Raw genomic sequence first — 24198 nt, forward strand, 5'->3', positions numbered from 1 at the left:
ATTACTTTTTTAGAGCCAGACCATGAATTTGAATTAGTCTTAATCCAATCCTTCACAGTACACAGTCTATAACAGTTCCAAAAATCGTCATCAATTCCAGTAACTAATGCTGCTTTTTTATCAAAGCAAAAACGTAGATACTCCTCCATTTCTTCCCTTGTAAAAGGAATAATTACATTACTACTTGTACCGCTTCTATCATATAAATGCTTAACGTAGTCTGCTTCAAAATCATAATTTTTCTTTTCTTGGTAAAATACAGAATTGTAAAATGATTTCAGCTCATCAACATCTCTATAATTGAATTTTGAAACGATGATATTTTTGTGGTTATGAATACAGCCATCTAAGAATTCAAAATCCAATCCGTTATAGTTTAGATAGTTCGTGCTAGGTTTAGTCCCCGTTATGTAGAACAATGCTTTGATGAAATCTTCGTATTTCTGTCTACCTTGAATATGTTCCAAAATATTCACTTTATAAATGAAAAGCATCAATCCTCCCAATCTGTCAGAAATAGCCGCTTCATCAATAATTGCGGTTTTTTCAGCATACGAGCCATTCATAAATTTCGTAAATTCTGAATTTGTAAATGCAGAATCGGAAATTTCATCCTGAAAATATCTGTAATAATTTTGACCATAGGAAATTGCATTATGATTGGTTTTATTCATTTGTGGATTAAATAACCTCTCTAAAATCCTGCCGATAGATTTTATCTCCTTTTCACTATAAATTTCCAATGAAGTGATATCATCTTTAATTATAGAATTGTCAAAATTTTTCGTTGCAAATCCAAACGATTCATTTTTACCCTCCATTTTTTTAAGTCGATAGTGCGTGTATTTAGCAGCACCACTAAATCCATCATCTTTGGTTTCAATGTAATTACTTTTGTTGAATAAAAGTTTGTAAACTTCATAATATGAAAACTTTAGTAATTTTACTAAAACAAAATCAGGGATAAAAACTTCGTCTTTTACTTTTTCAATACTGACTATAAATTCGTTCAAAAAGCGTTTGGCATTTCTGATATTGTTTATTGATTCAAACAAGTTCTCATTATTGTAGAATCTGTAGGATTCCTCGTACTCGAAAAATTCCTCAACTTCCTTACTGTTGCCCTCGATAATGTTTTGTACACCTGTTTTGATGAAATTATTAATTTCTCTCGTTCTAATAGGTGGAAGCGGAAATTCCTTTAAAAATATCTTCTCACAATACTTCTCAGGATAAGGAATATTGTTTTTTTCCAACGCCTTAATTAGATAATCTTTGTCGTATCCAACAACATAATTAAAAACATCAAAGGATGCTGTATTTCTTATGAGTTTCAAAACTTCAAATACTTCGTTGGGTTGTAATCTATCCAAATCATCAAAAAAAACAATCACTTTTTTATCCAATTTGTTCAACAGTTGATTAATATTATCAAAATCGTCTGATAAGTTGCTATCAGGTATGATTTTAACAGCGTTTAAGAGTGTTTCCGCAGTAGATGTTTTGCTTATTGATAGTACATTATTCCCGTACTTTTTTATATCCTTAGAAATATCCACACTATGAGTTCGGATTTTTTTCTCAACTGTACTAAAGAAATCACTGATAATGGAATGTACCGAAATATTTAACCAACTATTAAAATGAACAATAATGTAATCTTTATCATCTTTAAAGGAATCTTCCACAAAATTCATAAACGATGTCTTTCCATTTCCCCATTCTCCAACTATCCCAACAGCCAATGAGGATTCAGATTTATTATTTCTTATCAACCTTGAAACCTGCAAAGCATTCTGTTTTCGATTCAAAATATCATCCGATGGGTTTGAAATAGGAGAATCATTATAAAGGTTCGACTTAATGACCCTTTTATCCTTACTTGAAGCCCAAAAACCTAGCTTTATAACAAATGGAACAATCGTGATTAAATAGATTATGTCAGCATAAAATAAATTCGAGCTAAAGTGCGTATTGAGTAAGTCATCAGAATAATTCTTGTTTACCCAAATGTACACGATAAAAAAAATTGCAGAATAAACAACGAATTCGGGCTTAAAATAAAATCTGTTTCGGATTTTTTGACAAGCCCAAATAATTATCAAAATTGCACATCCGCCTATAATAATGTCAGAAATAGCTGATTGATTGAATTTTCTTAAAAAAACTTCTACGATATATTTTTGGTAAAGTGGTAAAAAGTAATCTTTAAATAAGAAAAACAGGAGAATTATTAATCCAAAATGTCGGTACTTGTAGAGTTGTTTCATATTCTATTTTTACAAATCTATTAAGAATTTATCGACTATTCTATATGTTGAGAGTGAGAGAGTATCTAAACCAAAACCCCCATAGACAAAACTCAGTTTTCTAGGTACCCCCTTAGCTCTAAAAAGTGAGCTCTTTTATTTTCTCTATAAGTTTATCAGATTTGAACTTTTTGAATATTTTAAAGTGCTGATTGTAAATGGTTTACAAAGATTTTATTTTACAAAAAATAAGTAATTTTTTTGTCGTTTATGGCACGATATCTGGGCAATTTATTCTAATAAAAAACCCCGTCAACACTAGAATATTGAGCGGGGAAAGTGTGAAAAATTCTAACGCTAATTAAAACCTTTACAATGACAAAATTAGAAAATTGTTTGGATGATTTCCAAATCTTTGTGTCCACTTACAAAAAATATAATGAGGGAAACCTTTTTGGTAGATGGCTGAAACTTATTGACTATTCAAATTATGATGAGCTTAAAAAAGCAATGCTTGAACTTCACTCAGATGAAGATGAGCCTGAGTTTATGCTATCAGATTATGAGTGCAGTTCATTTTTTATTAATCAAAATTTAATCTGTGAAGGCTATTTATCAAGAGAAATCTACCATTTAGCCGATAAAATCAATGAGTTTGATTATGGTTTTGAAGTGATAGAAGCCTTTTCCGACTGTTTCGGACAGTACTCAGATATAGATGAACTTTTTGAAAAGGTTTCTGAAAGCTATTATGGGGAATATGATTCTGATATACATTTTGCTGAAAATCTTTTAGAGGAAACAGGTGATATACCTAAAAATCTACCAAGCTATATTTATATAGATTGGGAAAGAACTGCAAGAGATTTAATGTTTGATTTTTCGAGTTCAAACGGATATTATTTTAGAAGTCTTTAGAAAATTGCACCTGAAAAACGGTGCTTTTTTATTTTCAATGATGGGGGTTATCCACTATCAAAAATTATAAAAAAGCGATTAAGGAAATATAAATGCCTGAATATTCATTCGAAAATGACTGACACAAAGTTTTACCTCTTTATTATTCTATATGTATAAAATGGGATTATACTCTATATATTAGTATATTAGCTGGAAGGTGTTCTTTGAAATAAAAAAATCCAATGTTGGATAAATGTCGTAAATTATTAAAATAAAAAAAAGGCAACAAGCTGTAAATCTGCTTATTACCTTAATTTATTGCGGAGAGAGAGGGATTCGAACCCCCGGACCTGTTACAGTCAACAGTTTTCAAGACTGCCGCAATCGACCACTCTGCCATCTCTCCAAAAACGATGTTTCGTTTTCAGTGGTGCAAATATAAAACTGTTTTGGCTTTTGACCAAATAAAATTTTCAAAATTTTGTAATTTTTATGCGCTGTTGCTCTATGTTACTGAAAACAAACACCATTTACTTGTTGTAATCTGTTATTTTAGTTAGTTCATACTTCAAAAATTCCTAAAAACCAATAAAAACCTCTACTCTTGGTCTGTTAATGATTATTTTTTCTAATTTTGGAAAAGTCACTAATTTAGCTTTATGAAAAAAATAATTCTAGCTGCATCTGTAGCAGTTGCATTTTTAAGTTGCGAAAAAAAACAAACTGAAACGGTTTCAAACAATACGAATACACCTGTTGAAGACAACTATACTGTTGAAGACGAATCTATCGGTGCAAAAAAATGTTATATCCAAGGAACTGGTAACGATACCTTGTATGTAAGTTTGGATGACAATCTTGGGACGGTTTCCGGAAGAATGTATTACAAAAACCATCAAAAAGACAGTTCTTTTGGGGATGTTGTAGGTTCTTCAAATGGCGATACCATTAAAGTGGATTACACTTTCCAAACGGAAGGAGCGACTTCTACCAGAGAAATTTGGTTCCTTAAAAAAGACGGCAAATTGTTGGAAGGAATTGGAAATCTAGACGCTTCCGGAACAAGATATGCGGATTATAAAAAGATTAAATTCGACGGTGGACATGTTTTGGATGAGGCAGAATGTAATGTTGTAGAAAAAGCATTAGCTAAAACAAATGTTGCACCACCGCCTGTTGCTCAACCTTCTGATACAAAAGCTGAAAATACTTCAGCTGCAAAACCTGCAGAACCCAAAAAGGAAGTAAAAACTACCACTGAAGCTAAGGAAGCAGAAACACTGCAAGAAACGGAAGCACGAAAGAAAGCAGCATCAAAAACAGTTGCTAAAAAGAAATAAAAAAGAGCAACCCAAAAGGTTGCTCTCCTGTTTTACAAAAAAGTAAACTATAATAAAACAGTCTGAATTGAATGTGCAGGAGCCGAAAGTTTCGTTGCTTTACCTTCAATCCAGAGATTGACGTTTGGTTTCTATTATTGTAATATTTTCTTCCTTGTGAAGTTCTATTGGTTCATTGTCAATGGCTTTTATTTTTCAACAATGTTGGAGTAATAATTACACATTATTCGCTTTAGTTCCTATTCTACTTATTTTATGCATAACAATATTTTTCTTTAAAGATATTGTCTCAAAAAAAGAAAATAATTAATTTTGGAGCGCTATGAAACAAAATGCCTTTAAGAACAAACAATCTCTTCAGGATCTCATCGACACCAAAAATTTTGTTGAGCATATTTCTGTGGATTGTGCTATTTTCGGCTTCCATAAAGACTCCATGAAGGTTCTTTTGCTGAAGTATCATGATCTTGATTTATGGTCGCTTCCTGGAGGTTTTGTTTTTAATGATGAAGATTTGCGCGAAGCTGCAGTACGTGTGCTTTTTGAGCGTACGCGTCTGCAAGATTTATTTCTTGATCAGTTTCATACTTTTGGAAGAATTGACCGTACTCAAAATAACGTTCATCAAATCCTTTTAAAAAACAAAGGTATTGAAGTTCCGAAAGACCACTGGATTTTTCAGCGTTTCATCACTGTTGGATACTGCAGTTTGATTGATTATTCTTTGGCTGAAACATTTCCAGATACCTTGAACGAAAGCTGCGAATGGTTCGATGTAGATCAGCTTCCCAAAATGGCTTTCGATCATGATAGAATCATTAAAGTTGGTTTGGAACATTTACGTAAAAACCTTGATACTCAAATTGTTGCCTACAATCTTTTGCCGGAGAAATTTACTATGAATGATCTTCAAACCGTATATGAAAGCGTTCTGGGAGAAAAATTTAGAAGAAATAATTTTCAGCGGAAAATGTTGAGCCTAAAAACCTTGGAAAGACTCGAAAAATTCTTCGACGGTTCTGCTAATAAAGCGCCATATTTATACAAGTTTAAACCAAGCGAAATTAATTTTTTAGATTAAGCGGAAAAGTTTAATTTAGGGAAAATTTTTTGCATGTCTTATTATCCGCTACAAACTATTCCCGATTATTTCGCGCTCGACAGCCTTTTAACAGAAGAACACAAACTTATTCGACAGTCTGTAAGAGACTGGGTTGAAAGTTTTGTGATGCCACAGATCGACGAAGCTGCACAAAACCACACGGATTTACCCAACCTCATGCAGGAATTGGGGAAAATTGGCGCTTTAGGTCCATATATTCCTGTGGAATACGGCGGTTCCGGATTAGACCAAATTTCGTACGGAATTATTATGCAGGAGTTAGAACGCGGTGATTCAGCAGTTCGCTCTGCCGCTTCTGTCCAAAGTTCTCTCGTGATGTTCCCTATTAACGAATATGGTTCGGAAGAACAGAAAAGAAAATTTTTACCAAAACTTGCATCCGGTGAAATGATTGGTTCTTTTGGTTTAACCGAGCCTAATCATGGTTCTGACCCCAGTTCGATGGAAACGCATTTTAAAGATAACGGCGACCATTATTTACTGAACGGCGCCAAAATGTGGATTACCAATGCTCCATTGTGCGATATCGCCGTGGTTTGGGCAAAAAATGAAGAAGGAAAAGTTCAGGGATTAATTGTTGAAAGAAGTTTTGAAGGCTTTACAACTCCCGAAACGCACAACAAATGGTCTCTTCGTGCGTCTAAAACTGGAGAATTGGTGTTCAGCAATGTGAAAGTTCCAAAGGAAAATCTTCTTCCGGGCGTAACCGGTTTGAAAGGACCGCTTTCCTGCTTGAATTCTGCTCGTTACGGAATTTCCTGGGGCGTTATTGGTGCTGCGATTGACTGTTATTGTACTGCTCTACAATATTCCAAAGAAAGAAAACAGTTCGGAAAACCCATTGCTTCCTTCCAGCTTCAGCAGAAAAAATTAGCAGAATTTGTTACTGAAATTACCAAAGCCCAATTGCTTTCTTGGCAGCTTGGAAACCTGAAAAACGACCATAAAGCTATTCCATCACAAATCTCTATGGCGAAACGCAACAACGTGAAAATGGCCATTGACATTGCCAGAGAATCCCGCCAGATTTTAGGTGGAATGGGAATTATGGGAGAATTCCCGATGATGCGTCACGCAGCCAATTTAGAATCTGTTATTACTTATGAAGGAACTCACGATATACATCTGCTGATTACGGGATTGGATGTGACGGGGCTTAATGCGTTTGGGTAGAAAAATTAATGTAAAAAAAAAATTTGAACAGTGCAGGAGAAGCTTTTTGGAGATTTATAGTTCCGTCAACAAAAAATCAAGGATGTGCTCCAGATTTTGATTAAATCAGTACAAAAACTCCTCCTTCACATTTTCCTCAAACCCAATTTCCGGATTCAGAATTTCTAAAATAAGTTCTTTAATGGCATTCATTGCGCTGTCCAAATCCACAACATCCAAATTTAAAGGCTGAACTCCGGAATTTACTTCTGCAAAACTCCAGATTCCTGCGACAGCATCTGCATTTTTAAATTCTGAAGAAGTTTTGATGTAATACAGGTAAATGCACAGCTGAAGCGCCATTTTATGATTATCAGTCATGTAGAAATCTGTTTCTCCACGTTTTGGTTTTAAAACCAAATATTTAGCTTTTCCGGTTTTGTAATCGATAACACGAAGTTCTCCATCGAGACGGTCGATTCTGTCAATATACCCGAAGAATTTTACAGGATTTTGTTTTTCCTCATCCAGGAAAAATTCTACATCTTCAATCTTTCTTTCAAGGTCTATAATTTCCAAAGCGTGACCATTTTTCAAGAGTTCCAAATCGTAGGAAATAATATTTTCCACAACCCGTTTTGCGATGGACATATGAACGTAGTTCATTCCTTTCGAATAGAATTCCGGTTGATGTTTGAGCTTTTCAATGGCAAAATTTAAAGCTTCATCTGTTTGTTGAAGTAAATTTTCTAAATCACTTATTTTTAGAATTTTACCTTTCACTACTTCATAAAGAAATTGAAGTGAATAATGCACTAAATTTCCGTAATTTCTTTGCGAAAGTTCTTCTTCAATTTCGTCTGCTTCTTTCGTTTTCAGCACATAATTAAAATAAAACTGAGCCGGGTCGTACAGATAATTGGTTAAATGTGAAGCCGAAATTCTGCCTTTCCATTCTTCCAGTAATTGTAAAACTGCGGGTGTTTTATCAATGTGAATTGGAGCCGATTCAATGGGTTCTGAAGAATTTTCAATAACGATTTCCTCAATTTGGTGTGGACTTTCCATTTCGAGTTGAGCAATAAACCTTGACTTTTCGCCGGTATTTACACCCGAAGTTAAAGCATTGAAAAGGAGATAAATATTCTCACTTTCCTGCAATAATCTGTAGAAATGATACGCATAAATACTGTCATTTTCAAGGAAAGTGTGCATTCCGTAAGTTTTGCGCACATCGAAAGGAAGATAAGTGTTCTGCGTATTTCCGAGTGGCAATTTACCTTCATTAACGGAAAGCATAATGGTGTTTTTAAAATTCAGCAAACGCGTTTCGAGCAATCCCATAATTTGCAAACCTTGCAAAGGTTCTCCCTGGAAGTCAATGGTTTCTGAGTTTACTAATTGATTAACAAGCACTTCCAACGTTTCCATCTTGATTGGAAAACGATAGGAAGCCGTTTGATTTTTAATGATTTTAAAACTCTTTTCGAAATGTGAGATATTTTCAAACTGAATATCATCCAACTCTGCAAACTTCAGCTGGAAGCAGAAATTCGTCAGCAGATCCAGATATTCATTTACATCTTTTGCTTTTTCAAATAAATTGAAATACGTAAGTCCGCCCAAAAGTTCCTGCAAACGGTTGTAAGAAAGATACACCATGTTTCTTTCCTGAATAGTTCTGTTGAAATTTTCGATAATTTCAACATCATTATTCTGATTGGGAAGCGACTCCAAAACGGAAAGAATATCGTTGTAATAATAAGAACTACTGCCCTTTTCCAAATGTTTTTGGATATAGAAAAATTGCTTTACTGCATTGCTAAAACCCAAATTTTTCAGTGGAAAACCCATCGTAATGTTCAGTTTTTCTACTGTTCCGAGCGCATCCAAACTTGCCGGAAGCAAGTTTTCATCCAACAAAACTACAGCTGTATTATTGAGCTTAGAATCATCTATTTCGTTAAAAATTTCAGGCAAAATTTTGGTTTGGGTAATATTTCCCGACACTTCAAAAACTTTGATGTTTTTCTTTTTAGAAAAATGATTTTCAATCCAGTTGAAATCTCGACTTTCATTGAATTCCTTCCAGGTTTTATGCGAACGAAGAAATTTTCCGGCTTCCTGTTTTTCATCATTCATATAATAATCATCCGCCTGAAAGAAACACTGTGCTTTGTCCCACTGTAAAAGGTTTTTTACCAATAGTTCTTCAACGGGAGTAAATGCATTGAAGCCACAAAACACAAATTTTTCGTTGGTATTCTGTGCAAAATTTTGAACCAGTTTTTTCGCCGATTCATGTATCATTCCGGAAGTTGCCCAGTTCTTCTCATTCAGTTTTTGTTTGAGAACAGGCAAATAAACGTTCATTTTTTTCCAGAAGTTCAGGTTTCGCTTTCTTGCATTATCTTCTTCATTCCCAAGACTTTCACCCCAATTTTTAATGCGTTCTTCGTCCAGCATATACTGTAAAACCGCGGTGTCGGATTCAGAAAACTTCAGAATATCGTCCCAGTCTTTCTGCAAAGTCGGGAACCATTTCAAAAATTCAGAAAATTCTTCGGACGGAAAAAGTTCTGCATAGACTTCGTAAGCAAACAACCACAGCGCTATTCCCTGAAGCTGCTGCTTTCCGGAAATATCCTTAATCATTTCTTCTACCGTATAAAAATTCGGCAGAAGGCCGGAATATTTTTTTTCAGCTAAAATTCTGCGGATAAAAACCACAGGTCTTTTTCCGGGCAAAACAATGTTAAATTCTGAAAGATCAGCGGTTTGCGAAAGCAGTTCTGAAACGATTTTGTGTAAAAACGACATAAAAAAAATTCTCTGCTAAATTTAGCAAAGAATTTCGGAATATTTTAGATTGAAACCTTATGAATTAAAGTTTCCTTTTGATAAATAAACGACTTTTTTGGTTTCGAAGAACTCTTCTTCAAAATATTTATTCAGATTATAAATTTCAGCTTTTATTCCGGCCAATTCTTCTGCCAAATCTCCACCCTTCAGGTACAAAACACCGTTATGCTTTGGATTAAACTGTTCTTTCTCGAATTTTCCCTTCAGCCAACGCAAAAATTCCGGCATTTGGGTAACGGCACGACTTACAACGAAATGAAATTTTTCTTTGAGTTTTTCGGCTCTTCCGTGGATTGCAGTAAGATTTGTTAAACCAATTCCTTCAGCAACTGCGTTGACTACCGTAATTTTTTTACCAATTGAATCGATTAATGTAAACTGCGTTTCAGGAAATAAAATCGCCAACGGAATTCCCGGAAAACCGCCTCCAGTTCCGATGTCCAGAACTTTTGTGTCCGGTGCAAATTCCATCACTTTTGCAATTCCTAAGGAGTGAAGAATATGTTTTTCATAAAGTGAATCCATGTCTTTACGGGAAATAACATTGATTTTTTCGTTCCATTCTCCATAAAGCGATTCCAGTTTTGTGAACTGCTCTTTCTGTTTTTCTGTAAGGTCCGGGAAATATTTGAGGATTAATGCTACCGACATTGCGTGAAAATTTCAGCAAAAATAATGTTTCTAACGTGCAAAGACAAAAAACAGTGAAAAAACCCTTTCGTTTGGAGTTGATTTCCTGATGAATTTGTATCAATTTCTGTACATCTTTGCTATAGAAAATCCAATAAATCCCAGATATTCATAGTAGTTTATTTTTGATTGAAAGCGCATTATCTCATTGATGCGCTTTTAGTTTTAAAATTGTTAGATTTGCATGAAACTGATTCTAACAATTATGAATTCTCTTACCGAAGAAAATTATTTGAAAGCTATTTTTCATTTAAATTCTGATGAAAATACTGTAACGATTAATGAACTCAGCAAGTTTTTGAACATCAAAATGCCTTCTGTTAACAATATGATGAAGAAATTTGATGCTAAAAACTGGGTGATTTATGAGAAATACATGCCTTTAAAAATTACCGAAAAAGGCTTAAAAGAAGCGTCTTTGGTGGTAAGGAAACACCGTTTGACAGAAATGTTTTTGGTGGAAAAAATGGGTTTTGGCTGGGAAGAAGTTCACGAAATCGCCGAACAGATTGAGCACATTAAATCTCAGATTTTTTTTGAAAAAATTGACGAACTTCTGGATTATCCTAAAACTGATCCTCATGGTTCTCCTATTCCCGATAAAAATGGAAAAATTATAGAAAACCAATACCATAAACTAAGCGAATGCAAACCAGGACAAAAAGTTATTTTTTCGGCATTAACGGAGTCTCCGAACGATTTTCTGAAATATTTGAATCAAAAAAAATTAAGCCTCAATACTGAAATTTCTATCCTAGAAACCGAACCTTTCGATAAAAGTATGAAAGTAAAATATCTAGGTCGTGAAGAAATTTTAAGTCAAATGGTTTGTGAAAAACTTCTTGTAGAAAAAGCATAAAAAAACCGGAGCAAAAACTCCGGTTTTATATTGACAGAACTCAAAACTATTTCTTCTGCATTGCAGCCTCTTTAGCTTTAAATTCGTTAAACTTAGCATCGTTGTGCGTCGTTTGATAAAGTCCCTTTAATAAAGATACTGCATCGATATTATTGGAATCCAAAGCATACCATTTTTCCGCGTAAGGCAAAGCTTTAGCAAACCTTGCTCTTCTTGCTTCCATAAGTTTGTTAGCTTCTGATGCTTTACCCGCTTTTCTTAATGAATTAAACTGCTCAATAACTTTACCATCATTATCCAAATCCATTGTCAGATAAGTCAAATTCTGGTAAGCATTGGTATAATTAGGATCGATTTCGATAGCTTTTTTGAAATAACCTTCAGCTTCAGCCAATTTAGCAGGATCTTTGCTTGCCAAAACACCCAGGTTGTACCAAGCGTCTTTATCTTTAGGATTTTTAGCAACACTTTCTTTCAAAGCATTAATGAACTGATCTGTTTTTCCAGATTTGTAGAACGCCAAACCTTTAATTTCAGAAAGCTTTGCACTGGAAGGAAATTTATTCAAACCTTTGTCTGCCAAAGCGATTGCATCATCATATTTTGCAGCGTCATACATTAAAGCAACGTTTGTTTCGTATAATTCCTGCTCAACACTTTTGGAAGTTTCTGTTTTAAAATCTGTGTAACCTGAGTTAGGAGATTTCTTCAACAGTTCCCACTGTGTTTTATCAATCTGTTCTACAGTTCCTGTTGAATTTTTAGCTGTATAAGTTGTTTCAACTCCTGTATACCCGGAATTAATCAAATCATTGTATGTTGCAATTGCTTTAGCTTTGTCATTAGACATTGCATAAGTAATTGCTGAGTAGTACAAATATTGTTTGTTATCCTGCCCAACAGCTTTCAACAAATCATAAACTTCACGGAATTTTGGTCCTGCTACATCGTAATTCTTAGCTTCATAAGCTGCCATTGCTGCTTTGTTAGCATCCTGAATTGGTGTATTTAAAATTGTTCCAAATGAACCTGACAAAGCTGGTGCGTAAGTTTCTTCTTTCAAACCAGCAATACCGGAAGCATCTGCTGCGGCTTTCCCAACATAGTACACTTTATTTTTTCCGTCTTTACCAGAGTAAATTTTAGTTTTACCCAGATCGGAAATTTTAGCAAGATATTGTGCACCTTCAGCCGTTTTACCAGCTTTCACAAGAGACATTCCTTTAGCATAATAATACTGTTCCAAAACAGCAGGTTCCAAAAGTTCGGTTTTGCCACCCATTACAGATTCTGCAGCTGCCAATTGTGTATTTGCAGTAGCAACATCTCCGGACTGAGCTGCTTTAAAAGCCGCTGTAACTTCCTTTTTCTGCGCAAAAGCAATTGTTACGGATAACAAAGCCATGCTTAAAATTAATTTTTTCATTTTTTATTAAATTAATATTTTGTCTTTATTCTTCGTCAGAACTTTCCTCTTTATCTTTTTCCTGTTCTAACTTTTTGTTTTCTTTTTCTTCTTCAAGTTCCACCTTCTTCAAATATTCAGCATCGCCCATGTTGCTTACAGAATTATCTCCGGTTTGTGGTGAATCTTTAAAATCAATTACATCGGAATTTACAGCTCCAAGAAGATTTTCAGCTCCTTCTTCGCCTTCAGTTTCCTCTTCTTCTACTTCTTTATCCATCTCAACTTTGGCAATCGCTGCAATTTCGTCGTTATTTTTCAGGTTGATAACTTTCACACCCTGAGTATTTCTACCCATCACACGCATTGAATCCATTCCCATTCTGATGGCAACTCCCGATTTGTTGATAATCATCAAGCCATCTTCGTCTGTTACCGTCTGAATAGCGATTAGATTACCCGTTTTTTCAGTGATATTTAGCGTGATAACTCCTTTTCCACCTCTGTTGGTAATTCTGTAATCTTCAACAGCAGTTCTCTTGCCGTAGCCACGCTCAGAAACTACCAAAACGGTTTCATTCTGCACATCATTCACAACAATCATACCAATAACCTCGTCGTTGTCCTCAAGCGTAATTCCTCGAACACCAATAGAACCACGACCAACTTCACGAACTTTTTCTTCCTCAAAACGGATACATTTTCCGTTTTTCGTAGCAATCATGATTTGAGAATCGCCGTTCGTTAATTTTGCTCCCAATAATTGGTCGTTATCACGGATTTCAATCGCGTTAATACCATTTGTTCTCGGTCTTGAATACGCTTCCAGAGAAGTTTTCTTCACCGTTCCGTTTTTGGTAATCATCACGACAGACATTGAATTTACGTAATCAACATCCTTCAAATCATTCGTTCTGATGTAGGCTTTGATTTTATCGTCCGGTTCAATATTAATTAAGTTTTGAACAGCTCTTCCTTTTGCAGTTTTGGAACCTTCAGGAATTTCGAAAACTCTTAACCAGTAACATTTTCCTTTTTCAGTGAAGAATAACATATATTGGTGGTTGGTTGCGGAAACGATGTACTCCAAGAAATCCTCGTCCCTTGTTGTTGCAGCACGATTTCCAACTCCCCCTCTGCTTTGAATTTTATATTCTGAAAGCGAAGTTCTCTTGATATAACCGGCGTGAGAAATCGTTAAAACAACGGTTTCGTTTGGAATGAAATCTTCGATAGACATATCTCCACCTGCATAATCGATTTCAGTTCTTCTTTCGTCGCCGTATTTTTCTTTTACTTCAAGCAATTCGTCTTTAATGATTTGGTACCGTCTTGGCTCGTTGCTCAAAATATCTTCCAAATCTTTAATTAACGCCATAATTTCTTCATATTCTGCACGGATTTTGTCGAGCTCCATTCCGGTTAGTCTCGCCAATCTTAAATCCAAAATGGCCTGTGCCTGAATATCCGAAAGTTCGAATTCTTCCATCAAACCTTCCTTCGCTTCCTGCGGTGTTGCGGCTTTACGGATAATAGCGATTGCTTTGTCAAGAGTATCTTGTGAAGCAATCACCTTCATGAATCCCTCTAAAATATGCGCTCTTTCTTTGGCTTTTTTCAGTTCGTATTCTGTTCTGCGAACAATCACTTCATGACGGTGGTCAACAAAATGATGAATAATTTGCTTTAAATTTAGCTGTTCCGGTCTTCCTTTTACCAATGCGATATTGTTCACACTGAAAGAAGTCTGAAGCGCTGTATATTTATACAATAAGTTCAGAACTACGTTTGGAATTGCGTCGTTTTTCAGTTCGTAAACAACACGAAGACCTCTTCTGTCCGACTCGTCACGGATTTCGTGGATTCCAGGAATTTTTTCTTCCTTAACGAGTTCCGCAGTTCTGGCAATCATTTCTGCCTTGTTCACTTGGTAAGGAACTTCGGTAACGATAATTGCGCTTCGGTTTCCAATTTCTTCGAAATTTACTTTCGCACGTAGCACAATTCTACCGCGACCTGTGTGGAAAGCATCGCGAACACCGTCGTAACCGTAGATAATTCCACCTGTTGGGAAATCCGGCGCGATGATGTGTTTCATTAAATCATCAATCGTAACTTCTCTGTCGTCGATGTATGCACAGATTCCGTCCACGACTTCAGAAAGGTTGTGAGGCGCCATATTTGTCGCCATACCAACCGCGATTCCGGAAGCTCCGTTCACCAAAAGATTTGGAATTTTTGTAGGAAGTACCGTAGGTTCCGTTAAGGAATCATCAAAGTTATTTTGGAAATCTACCGTTTCTTTGTCTAGATCTGCAAGAATTTCGTCAGAGATTTTTTTCAGTCTTGCTTCGGTATAACGCATTGCTGCAGGTGGATCTCCATCCATCGAACCGAAGTTACCCTGTCCGTCAACTTGCGGATAACGCAAACTCCAAGGCTGCGCCATACGAACCATGGCATCGTAAACCGATGAATCTCCGTGCGGGTGATATTTACCAAGAACATCACCAACGATTCTCGCCGATTTTAAATATTTTCTGTTTGAAAAAACGCCAAGTCCATACATGCCGTATAAAACTCTTCTGTGAACTGGCTTAAGACCGTCTCTTACATCCGGTAATGCTCTGGAAACAATTACCGACATCGAATAATCGATGTAAGAAGACTTCATTTCATCAACGATGTTAATAGGAATTAACCTTTCTCCTTCTTTATTCATATATAGCTTTTAACAAATTGAAAATCAGACTATTAAATCCTAATCTGAGATTTCTTTAATTACAATTTTTAATAACGTGCTAATTTACGAAAAAATTACCGATTTTTGCCCCGGAACTTATCCACAAAACACTTAAAAATTTGATAAAGTTTGAAGTGGTTTTGATATAGTTTGATAATGGTGAGAAAACTCTCTTTTCAAGCAAAAAACGAAGCCAATTTTCAAACGACATCAAACCTTTTCTAATAATTTCAAACTAAAAAAATTATGAGCGTTTTAAGCCTTACTTTCCACTCCACAGCATCTGCCACAAAAGAATGGGAAAATTACATGAACGATGAGCTGAAACTAATGGTTGAAAACCTAATGGATGTTGAAAAATACATCCTTTCTGAAGTCGAAAGCGAAATGATTAACGAAGGTAAAAACACCAATCTTTTGCTTGTTTTTGATGATGAAGACAAACGTGAAGATTTTATTGGAATCGAATTGAAAAATATTACGGAAAGAATCGAAGGGAAATTTGGAAATGAAGTGATGATTTTCAAAACTTTTTTGAACCCTAATAGTTCGAGATTTTAGAATGCTCTCGCAGATTAAGCAGATTGAGCGGATTTTTTTTCAAATAAAATAAATTTCGGTAACACCTTTAGTGCCGCCGAAATTTTATACAATATTTTACGCTGAATTTACCTTTTCAAAAGCGTTATTCAAAAAAAATCTACCAAATTTGCCTAATCTGCCAGAATTTTTAGAAAATTTCAACCTTCCATTCAGAAACAGCACTTGCTTTTCCATCCAAAACCTGAATTCCTTCTTTTTCTTCAATTTTTCCGGAATGATTGTGATTATCCGCAATTCCCAACCAAGGTTCGATACAGATAAACGGTGCGTCTTTTTTTGTCCAAATTCCGAGATAAGTAAAATCAGGAAAATTAACTTTAAACAAAGGCTGACTGTCTCTCAAAATCGTCAAAGATTTCGTTGTCGAATTTTTTAGAACAATCGCATCTTTGGCGAATAAGTCATAATTTAAAGGCAAAATTTTATCATTCAAATCAATCTGAACTGTTTCTCCCGAAAATAAATTATCACAGAGTTTATGAGTAGTTAGTGACGTAGAATCATCAAATTTCAATGCGTAATCTTCGAAATTTCCATCAATTCTAAAAGCTGGATGTGCTCCAATGGAATAATACATTTTCTTATCAGAATGATTGATAACGGAATATTTTATGGTGATGGAATTCTCATTCAAATAATAACCAATAATAAGCTCAAAATCAAAAGGAAAAATCTTCAAAGTTTCATCCGAATATTTCAATGAAAAAACAACTGAGTTTTCAGATTTTTCAGTTACTTCAAAATCCATTTCCCGAGCAAAACCATGACGAGGCAACTGATATTTCTGACCTTCAAATTCAAAAGTATCGTCTTTTAAACCACCAATAATCGGAAAAAGTACAGGTGAAGTTTTGTCCCAAAACTGGGTATCAATATCCCAGATATAATTTTTTCCTTCTTTGATTAAAGAAGAAAGTTCAGCTCCTTTATGTTTGATTTCAGCTCTTAAAAACTGATTCTGAATGGTTGTTTTCATCTAAAAAAAATTAAATAACTTCCAAAAATTTCATCGTATCCACGTGATCTGCATAAGTATCCAAAGAAGGATTTTGCGCTTCTCCTAAACCCACTGAACCTTCAATTACCAAATCCGGTTTTGCAACTACAGCCTGAATATCCTGTTCATTTTCTTCAATAAATTTCTGAACTTCTTCGATATTTTTATACCTCGAAAAATTAATCACAGAAAGCGGACTGAATAGCTTTTCATCCTCTTTCAGCATCACAAAATTATTGTCCCAAAACTGCTCCATATTCAACAGATAAACAGCGCGGTTATAATCGTAATTGTTGGCATATTTGTGGTGATTAATGATGTCTTTAAAATGCAAAAAATTCTCAAAAAGTCTGTCAATTTTAAAATCTTCAGGAATTAAAATTCGCGTCACATTTCTACAACCCAATCCAAAATAACGGAAAATATCTTCAGACAAAAGTTGTAATTCTTCATCCGTTTCATCACCTTTCAAAACTGCAATGGATGTTCTGTTTTTACGGATGATGCTCAATTTATTTTTAAAATAATATTCCAGATAACGCGCAGTATTATTGCTTCCTGTTGCGATTACAGCATCAAAAATTTCTAATTTTTCAACCAGTTCATAATCGACATTTCCTTCTGAAAGTTCATTCCATTTTTTAAGAATAAAAGGTAAAATCCAGCGGTCTTTTGATGAAAGTTTAATCACAGGAATATGATTGCTGAAAACCACAGAAATAACATCGTGAAAACCCACCATCGGAATATTTCCAGCTAAAATTAAACCTACTTTTTTTGAAAACTTTGAAACCTGATAATGTTGAAGCCAATTTTCTAAATTTTCTTCGGTTAACAAATTAGCCCACTGTTTCAAAGCAAATCTTTGATTTTCCTGTGTAAACCATGGATTTTCTGTTTCTGAACGTCGTAGTATTGCCGAAAGTTCTTCTTGGTCGTTATCAAATTGTTCAGGATTTTTATCCAGAAAAGACTTAAAGAAGTTTCCCAATTTTGCCAATCCTGTAATTTGTTTTGCTCTGTCCATATTTTGGAAAATGTTTGTGCAAAATAAAGCAATTAAAAACAAAGCAAATGGAAGATAAAAAAAATAATTCTGCTCCATTGCCTGAGCTATTGGTGTGATTTAATTAATAATATTATTTTTGCGTATTAATTTAACATAATAAATGGATTATTCCGAGTGCCACAAAGAGCAGATACACAATCCTGAACACATTCAATCCTTCGGGTACCTTATTGGTCTTGATTATAAAACGCGAAGCATAGAATTCTACAGTGAAAATCTTTCTGAAATTTTTGATATTGAAGAGGAAGAATTGCTAAACACATCATTCTCTCATTTCTACGATGTTTTTTACGAAATTATTGAATCTAAAATTTATAGCGAACTTACCGGTAAAGTGGATGAAGGAAGAAAACTCATTGGTGAAATTACCATCAACAGAAAGAAATATCACCTTACCATTTTTAAGCATGAAAAATATCTTTTTATAGAAATAGAACAGTTTACGGCTTCTGTACTGAAAAATGTTGACATCTTTCATTCCATCGAGAACACCAAAATTTTTGATGATGAAATTTCTGTTTGGCAGGATCTTACTCAAAATATTTTCAGGATTACGCAATATGATCGTGTAATGGTTTATCAATTCCTTGAAGATGGTTCCGGGAAAGTAATTGCAGAAACTAAAAATGATAATTTCGACAGTTATCTTAATTTATACTACCCGGAAAGCGATATACCCAAACAAGCACGAGAGCTTTATCTAAAGAGCACAAAAAGAATTTTCAGTAATATTTACAGTATTCCTTGTAAAATAATTTCTGCCAGGCAGGAAAAGTTAGATCTTACCTACTCTTCATTTCGTGCTATGTCTCCTATACATGCAGTTTACCTAAAAAATGCAGGGGTAGCTTCCAGTTTCAGTATTTCGATTATTATTAAAAATAAACTTTGGGGATTGATTACCTGCCAAAACGTTGAAGTAAAACATATCGACCTTTACAGCAGAATTCAGGCCGGAGTATTTACGATATTGGCAACTAACAGTGCTGAACTTATTAACGATAAAACACGGTACAAGGATAATATTAAATTTGAAAAGGAACTTTCTGCTTTAAAATCTAAATTTTTTGTAAACCAAAATAAAAGGAAAAGTACAGAAACTTATACGGAAAAATTTAATCAACTCTTAGAAAGCGACGGTATAGCTTATTTTAACAATGGAATATGGACCAAAATAGGAAATGTACCTTCGGATAATATTGTGGAAAATATTTTGGATTGGTGTAAAACCAACGTTGAAAATATTTTTATAAGCGACAGTTTTATGAAAGATTTTGGAGAAGAGCTCAACCTGGATGAAAACTCAGCAGGAGTTTGCATATGTAAGCTCGATTCTGCTAAGAACCAAACCATAATTTGGTTCCGAAAAGAATTTCAGAACAAAATTTCGTGGGCTGGAAAAGACGAAAAACATTTGGAAAAGATAAATTATTACGGTGAATGGAGAACTGCTGTTTCACCAAGACAATCCTTTGATGTTTTTAGTGAAAATATTAAAGGAAAGTCTTTACCATGGGATAAAAGTTCGGAAGAAAAAATCAGAAAAATTAAAGATCTTTTGGAAGAATATGATGAGTTTATCAATTTGAATGGAGATGATTTAAATCCCGGTACCGAAATTACAGGAAACATTGATCATTTGGAAGAATATGTTGTGAAAATGCAGAAACTCATTACAGGCATCAAAAATTTGGAAAGTAATTCAGAGGTTTACGACGCAAAGAAAGAAGAACTTGCAAATTTGTACCGCATAATGAAAAAATATTCATAAAAAATGAAATTAGTAACCGATTTTCTTAAAGACAAAACTGCTCATTTACATGATGCTGCAGAAGTAAAATTCAGTTCCAAAAAAGTATTTGACAAAAGCTATTCCAAAGAAGATTATTTCAAATTTCTAAACTCAAATTATTTGCTGTATCAAAATTTTGAAGGCGAAATCGATTCAAATTTAAATCCGGAATACAAAGAAAAAATTGGTTGGAATAAGCGCAGAAAACTCAATTTACTTGTTGAAGAATTTAGTTTAAACCGCCACTCTTTCTCCAAAAATTTTGATGCAATAATTCTTGATAATAACGAGCAGGCTTTCGGAGCATTGTACGTACTTGAAGGCTCTACTTTAGGTGGAAATATGATCAAAAAACATTTATTGCAGAACGAAGAATTCAGCAATTACCATTTTCTTTTCTTAGGTTGGTATGGTGCTGAAACAGGCACAAACTGGACGCAATTAAAAGATTTATTGAATACTGAAATCTCAGAAAAGCAGTTTGAGGAAGCCCTGAAAGGTGCAGAAAAAGTATATCATTTTTTGTTGGCCAACTAATATGTTTTTTCTTCATTTAAAGCATTTTATCACGCTAATTTTTTGAAGCTGCGACCATAATTTGTATCTTTGTGAAAATTAAAAATACAATTAGCAATGGCTATTAAAATAACAGATGAATGTATTAATTGTGGCGCCTGCGAACCAGAATGCCCAAATAATGCAATTTATGAAGGCGCTGTAGACTGGAAAGCTGCTGATGGAACTGCTCTCTCCGGAATAGTTGTCATGAAATCCGGCTTAACCATCGATGCAAATGCTCCACAGGAACCTCTAAGTGATGATGTTTATTTTATTGTTACTGATAAATGTACGGAGTGTAAAGGCTTCCACGAAGAACCGCAGTGTGCTGCAGTTTGTCCTGTAGATTGCTGTGTTCCGGATGAAGATCACGTAGAATCTGAAGAAAGCTTACTTGCCAAGAAAGCTTTTCTACACGGAGAATAAAAATTCCTTCGCTCATCAATGATGGGCTTTTTTTTTAAGAATTTTTCCATACAAAACCAATCCAAAATCTAATTAATATTGCCGCAGTTTGCGGTAAATGAAAATTTTAAAAGCTATGAGCAAAAAGCACAATTTCAGCGCAGGACCATGTATTTTGCCGCAGGAAGTTTTCCAAAAATCTGCAGAAGCAATCCTGGATTTTAACGGAATCGGACTTTCTATTCTTGAGATTTCACACCGAAGCAAAGATTTCCTTCCGGTAATGGAAGAAGCAAGAGCAATTGTAAAGCGATTGATGAATTTAGGTGATGATTACGAAGTCATTTATTTGGGAGGTGGCGCAAGTCTTCAGTTTTTGATGACGCCGATGAATTTGATGAAAGCTGAAAACGGAAAAGCTGCTTATCTTGATACGGGTACTTGGGCTGCAGGTGCTATTAAAGAAGCTAAAAAATTAGGAACAGTAGATGTTGTGGGTTCTTCAAAAGCTGAGAATTATTCTTTCATTCCGAAAGATTTTAAAGTAGGTTCAGAATACGATTATTTCCACTGTACTTCTAACAATACCATTTACGGAACGCAGATGAAAGAGTTTCCTGAAGTGGATACTTTGATGGTTTGCGATATGAGTTCTGATATATTTTCGCGTCAGCTCGATTTTTCAAAATTTGATTTGATTTATGCCGGAGCTCAGAAAAATATGGGTCCAGCTGGAGCGACTCTGGTTGTTGTTAAAAAAGATATCCTTGGGAAAACCGGAAGAGATATTCCATCATACTTAGATTATTCTTTGCACATTGCAAAAGAATCGATGTTTAATACACCTCCCGTATTTCCAGTTTATGCTTCGTTGTTAACATTACAGCATTTAGAAAAAAATGGTGGAATTGCTGGAGCTGAAGCAAGAAATGAAGCCAAAGCAAAATTATTATATGATGAAATCGACAGCAATCCTTTATTCGAAACTTTCTGCTCAAAAGAAGACCGTTCTTTAATGAATGTTTCTTTCAAATTATTGGATGAATCTAAAAAAGAAGAATTTGATGCTGCCTGGAAAGCTGCAGGAATCAACGGTTTGAACGGACACAGAAGTTTAGGTGGTTACAGAGCGAGTTTGTACAATGCTTTACCTATTGAAAGTGTTCAGGTTTTGGTGGATGTAATGAAGAATTTAAAATAATCATTCATGAAAGTTTTAGCAAACGACGGAATTTCTGCATCGGGTATTAAAGCACTTCAGGAAGCCGGAATCGAATTGGTAGAAGCTAAAGTGTCGCAGGAACACTTAACCAACTTCATTAACGAAAATAATATTGATGTGCTTTTGGTTAGAAGTGCAACACAAGTTCCTGCAGATTTAATAGACGACTGTCCTTCATTAAAAATCGTTGGACGTGGCGGTGTTGGAATGGACAATATTGATGTTGAATATGCCATTGAAAAAGGTTTGTACGTCATCAACACTCCGAATGCTTCATCCAGGTCTGTTGCAGAACTGGTTTTCGGGCATTTCTTCAGCCTTGCAAGATTTCTGCACGAATCGAACAGAATGATGCCTTTGGAAGGAGAATCTCAGTTTAATGCATTGAAAAAATCATATTCAAAAGCTTATGAGCTTGAAGGAAAAACTTTAGGCGTTATTGGTTTTGGAGGAATTGGACAGGAAGTAGTGAAAATCGGGATTTCTTTGGGAATGAAAGTAAAAGTCCTTACCAGAAAACCACACACACAAACCATTTCTCTTGAGTTTTTTGATGGTCAGAAAGTCAATTTCGAAATTACTTCCACCAACAATTGGAACGAATTTTTAAAAGATACTGATTTCATCAGCATCAACACGCCAAAAACCAGCCAATATATTATCGATACCCCTCAGTTTGAAATGATGAAAGACGGCGTCTTCATCGTTAATACAGCAAGAGGAGGCGTCATCAATGAAGTTACCCTACTCGATTTTATTGAGGAAGGAAAAGTTGCAGGAGCCGCTCTAGACGTTTTCGAAAACGAACCACAACCGGAATTGCCACTTCTGATGAACGCAAGTCTCTCACTTTCACCACATTTGGGTGGAAATACATTAGATGCTCAGGAAAAAATAGGAACAGAACTTGCATTACAGATTATAGACATTAAAAAGAAAGAAAATTTTAGCTAATTATGCCGATATTTAGACCTTTTAGAGGAGTGCGTCCTCAAAATGATTTTATAGACAAATTCCCGACGCATCCTTTAGATAACTTTACGCAGGAGGAAATTAACAAAAAATCTCAGGAAGATTTGTCGTACATACAGATGATTAAGCCGTATGTTGTGAGCAAATCAAAGGATATTGACCGTAACCTTAGAAAAATCCGAACTAATTACGAGGAATTGTTGGATAATAAGGTGTTGGTTCAGGATTCTTCCTCTTATTATCTTTATCAGCAAATTTTGCCTAATAAAACCATATTTCGAGGACTTTTAGGCTTGGTTTCTGTTGAAGATTTCCAAAATGGAAAGATCAAAAAGCACGAATCTACTCTTACGGAAAGAAAGGAAAAATTAGCACATTATCTGGAGAAAGTCAATATTCAGGCTGAACCGGTTCTACTAACTTACAATTCAAATTCTAAAGTTGAATTATTGATGAACCACGAGGAAAAGAACGTCCCCGTCATCAATTATGTATCTGAAAACGGAACCAGACATAAAATCTGGAAAATCGACAACCGTTTGAAAATGCAGCAGTTTAAGGAGGTCTTGGAACAGATTGATTCGTTTTACATTGCAGACGGACATCACAGAATTGGTTCTACAGCGCTCAATGCAAAGCATCTTAAAGAAAAAAATAAAAAACATAACGGTTCTGAACCTTACAATTTTGTATTTAGCTATATCGTTTCAAAAGAATCCATTAAAATACACGATTACAACCGTTTGGTAAAGGATTTGAATGGATTAACACCTCAAGATTTTCTTAAAAAATTAGAGAAATCGTTCCTGATTCACGAAAAAGGAGAAACTCCATACTTCCCTTCTCAGAAATTCCACTTCAGCCTTTATTTGGATGGAAAATTCTACAGCCTTCACGTGAAGCATGAATTGAGAAAAGAAGCCCACTTCGAAAATTTAGACTTGGACCATTTCCTACTTGAAAAATATATCTTCCAGGAAATTTTAGGAATTGAAAATTATAAAACAACCGATAAAACAACTTATATTAAAGGAAACTCTACTGTTGATGGTATTTTGGAACTGAAAAAAGAAGTAGATTCAGGAGAATACGCTGCCGGTTTTGGTATTTACCCTGTAAGTTTTAACGATTTGGTAAAAGTATCTGATAAAAACATCAAAATGCCACCAAAATGTACATTAATTGAGCCTAAATTAATCACAGCGCTTGTAATGTACGACATGAAATAAAAAATTTTTCTAAATTCGTCAGACCAAA

19 protein-coding genes and 1 tRNA gene are annotated in these 24198 nt (G+C 34.8%); 12 read left to right on the forward strand and 8 right to left on the reverse strand.

Features of this window, described 5'->3' with window-relative positions:
• Positions 1–2270, reverse strand: a 2270-nt coding sequence (locus Q0252_RS04125; RefSeq protein ID WP_297984106.1) for a P-loop NTPase fold protein, incomplete at its 3' end; no start/stop codon positions are given.
• Between the two features lie 354 nt (positions 2271–2624).
• Between Q0252_RS04125 and Q0252_RS04130 the strand changes: the two genes are divergently transcribed.
• On the forward strand, positions 2625–3167 hold the full coding sequence (locus tag Q0252_RS04130; RefSeq protein WP_297984108.1) for an antirestriction protein ArdA: 543 nt from the start codon (positions 2625–2627) through the stop codon (positions 3165–3167).
• Between the two features lie 303 nt (positions 3168–3470).
• On the opposite strand, the gene Q0252_RS04135 is transcribed toward Q0252_RS04130, so the two are convergent.
• Positions 3471–3555, reverse strand: a tRNA-Ser gene (locus tag Q0252_RS04135).
• A 253-nt stretch (positions 3556–3808) separates the two neighbouring features.
• Here Q0252_RS04135 and Q0252_RS04140 point away from each other — a divergent pair.
• The 3 genes from Q0252_RS04140 to Q0252_RS04150 all read left to right on the forward strand — a co-directional run bounded on the left by Q0252_RS04140 (position 3809) and on the right by Q0252_RS04150 (position 6785).
• Positions 3809–4489, forward strand: coding sequence for a hypothetical protein (locus Q0252_RS04140; protein ID WP_297984110.1), 681 nt, complete (start codon positions 3809–3811; stop codon positions 4487–4489).
• 322 nt (positions 4490–4811) lie between these two features.
• On the forward strand, positions 4812–5570 hold the full coding sequence (locus tag Q0252_RS04145; protein ID WP_297984112.1) for an NUDIX domain-containing protein: 759 nt from the start codon (positions 4812–4814) through the stop codon (positions 5568–5570).
• A 33-nt stretch (positions 5571–5603) separates the two neighbouring features.
• Positions 5604–6785: an acyl-CoA dehydrogenase family protein gene (locus tag Q0252_RS04150; protein WP_297984114.1), complete on the forward strand. Its 1182-nt coding sequence runs from the start codon at positions 5604–5606 to the stop codon at positions 6783–6785.
• Between the two features lie 105 nt (positions 6786–6890).
• On the opposite strand, the gene Q0252_RS04155 is transcribed toward Q0252_RS04150, so the two are convergent.
• Together Q0252_RS04155 and rsmG are read right to left on the reverse strand one after the other, a co-directional pair.
• Positions 6891–9584, reverse strand: a complete 2694-nt coding sequence (locus tag Q0252_RS04155) for a PD-(D/E)XK nuclease family protein (RefSeq protein ID WP_297984116.1) — start codon at positions 9582–9584, stop codon at positions 6891–6893.
• A gap of 57 nt (positions 9585–9641) precedes the next feature.
• Positions 9642–10277 carry a 16S rRNA (guanine(527)-N(7))-methyltransferase RsmG gene (gene rsmG, locus Q0252_RS04160; protein WP_297984117.1) on the reverse strand — a complete coding sequence of 212 codons (636 nt, stop codon included), beginning with the start codon at positions 10275–10277 and terminating at the stop codon, positions 9642–9644.
• A gap of 244 nt (positions 10278–10521) precedes the next feature.
• Between rsmG and Q0252_RS04165 the strand changes: the two genes are divergently transcribed.
• Positions 10522–11175, forward strand: coding sequence for a metal-dependent transcriptional regulator (locus Q0252_RS04165; protein WP_297984183.1), 654 nt, complete (start codon positions 10522–10524; stop codon positions 11173–11175).
• 46 nt (positions 11176–11221) lie between these two features.
• Here the strand turns inward: Q0252_RS04165 and Q0252_RS04170 are convergent, their stop codons facing one another.
• Together Q0252_RS04170 and gyrA are read right to left on the reverse strand one after the other, a co-directional pair.
• Positions 11222–12601, reverse strand: a complete 1380-nt coding sequence (locus Q0252_RS04170; protein ID WP_297984120.1) for a tetratricopeptide repeat protein — start codon at positions 12599–12601, stop codon at positions 11222–11224.
• 25 nt (positions 12602–12626) lie between these two features.
• The gene (gene gyrA, locus Q0252_RS04175) at positions 12627–15302 is read right to left on the reverse strand and encodes a DNA gyrase subunit A (RefSeq protein ID WP_297984122.1); all 2676 of its coding nucleotides are present in this window, start codon (positions 15300–15302) and stop codon (positions 12627–12629) included.
• A 267-nt stretch (positions 15303–15569) separates the two neighbouring features.
• Between gyrA and Q0252_RS04180 the strand changes: the two genes are divergently transcribed.
• Positions 15570–15884, forward strand: coding sequence for a DUF4286 family protein (locus Q0252_RS04180; protein ID WP_297984124.1), 315 nt, complete (start codon positions 15570–15572; stop codon positions 15882–15884).
• 169 nt (positions 15885–16053) lie between these two features.
• Here the strand turns inward: Q0252_RS04180 and Q0252_RS04185 are convergent, their stop codons facing one another.
• Both Q0252_RS04185 and Q0252_RS04190 read right to left on the reverse strand, forming a co-directional pair.
• The gene (locus Q0252_RS04185) at positions 16054–16902 is read right to left on the reverse strand and encodes an aldose 1-epimerase family protein (protein ID WP_297984126.1); all 849 of its coding nucleotides are present in this window, start codon (positions 16900–16902) and stop codon (positions 16054–16056) included.
• A gap of 10 nt (positions 16903–16912) precedes the next feature.
• Entirely contained in the window at positions 16913–17950 is a 1038-nt protein-coding gene (locus Q0252_RS04190; RefSeq protein ID WP_297984128.1) for an acyl-CoA reductase, read from the reverse strand.
• 142 nt (positions 17951–18092) lie between these two features.
• On the opposite strand from Q0252_RS04190, the gene Q0252_RS04195 reads away from it, so the two are divergent.
• From Q0252_RS04195 to Q0252_RS04220, 6 genes are all read left to right on the forward strand, one after another.
• On the forward strand, positions 18093–19763 hold the full coding sequence (locus tag Q0252_RS04195) for a GAF domain-containing protein (RefSeq protein ID WP_297984130.1): 1671 nt from the start codon (positions 18093–18095) through the stop codon (positions 19761–19763).
• 3 nt (positions 19764–19766) lie between these two features.
• On the forward strand, positions 19767–20321 hold the full coding sequence (locus Q0252_RS04200) for a biliverdin-producing heme oxygenase (RefSeq protein WP_297984131.1): 555 nt from the start codon (positions 19767–19769) through the stop codon (positions 20319–20321).
• Between the two features lie 96 nt (positions 20322–20417).
• Complete coding sequence (locus Q0252_RS04205; protein WP_297984133.1) at positions 20418–20768, forward strand: 4Fe-4S dicluster domain-containing protein; 351 nt, start codon at positions 20418–20420, stop codon at positions 20766–20768.
• 115 nt (positions 20769–20883) lie between these two features.
• Positions 20884–21948 (forward strand): 3-phosphoserine/phosphohydroxythreonine transaminase, encoded by a 1065-nt coding sequence (gene serC, locus Q0252_RS04210; RefSeq protein WP_297984135.1) that lies wholly within the window; start codon positions 20884–20886, stop codon positions 21946–21948.
• Between the two features lie 6 nt (positions 21949–21954).
• Positions 21955–22923: a D-2-hydroxyacid dehydrogenase gene (locus tag Q0252_RS04215; protein ID WP_297984136.1), complete on the forward strand. Its 969-nt coding sequence runs from the start codon at positions 21955–21957 to the stop codon at positions 22921–22923.
• A gap of 2 nt (positions 22924–22925) precedes the next feature.
• Complete coding sequence (locus Q0252_RS04220; protein WP_297984138.1) at positions 22926–24170, forward strand: DUF1015 domain-containing protein; 1245 nt, start codon at positions 22926–22928, stop codon at positions 24168–24170.
• Positions 24171–24198 lie beyond the last annotated feature (28 nt).

It is taken from the genome of uncultured Chryseobacterium sp., from assembly GCF_936933875.1.
Classification (GTDB): Bacteria; Bacteroidota; Bacteroidia; order Flavobacteriales; family Weeksellaceae; genus CAKZIK01.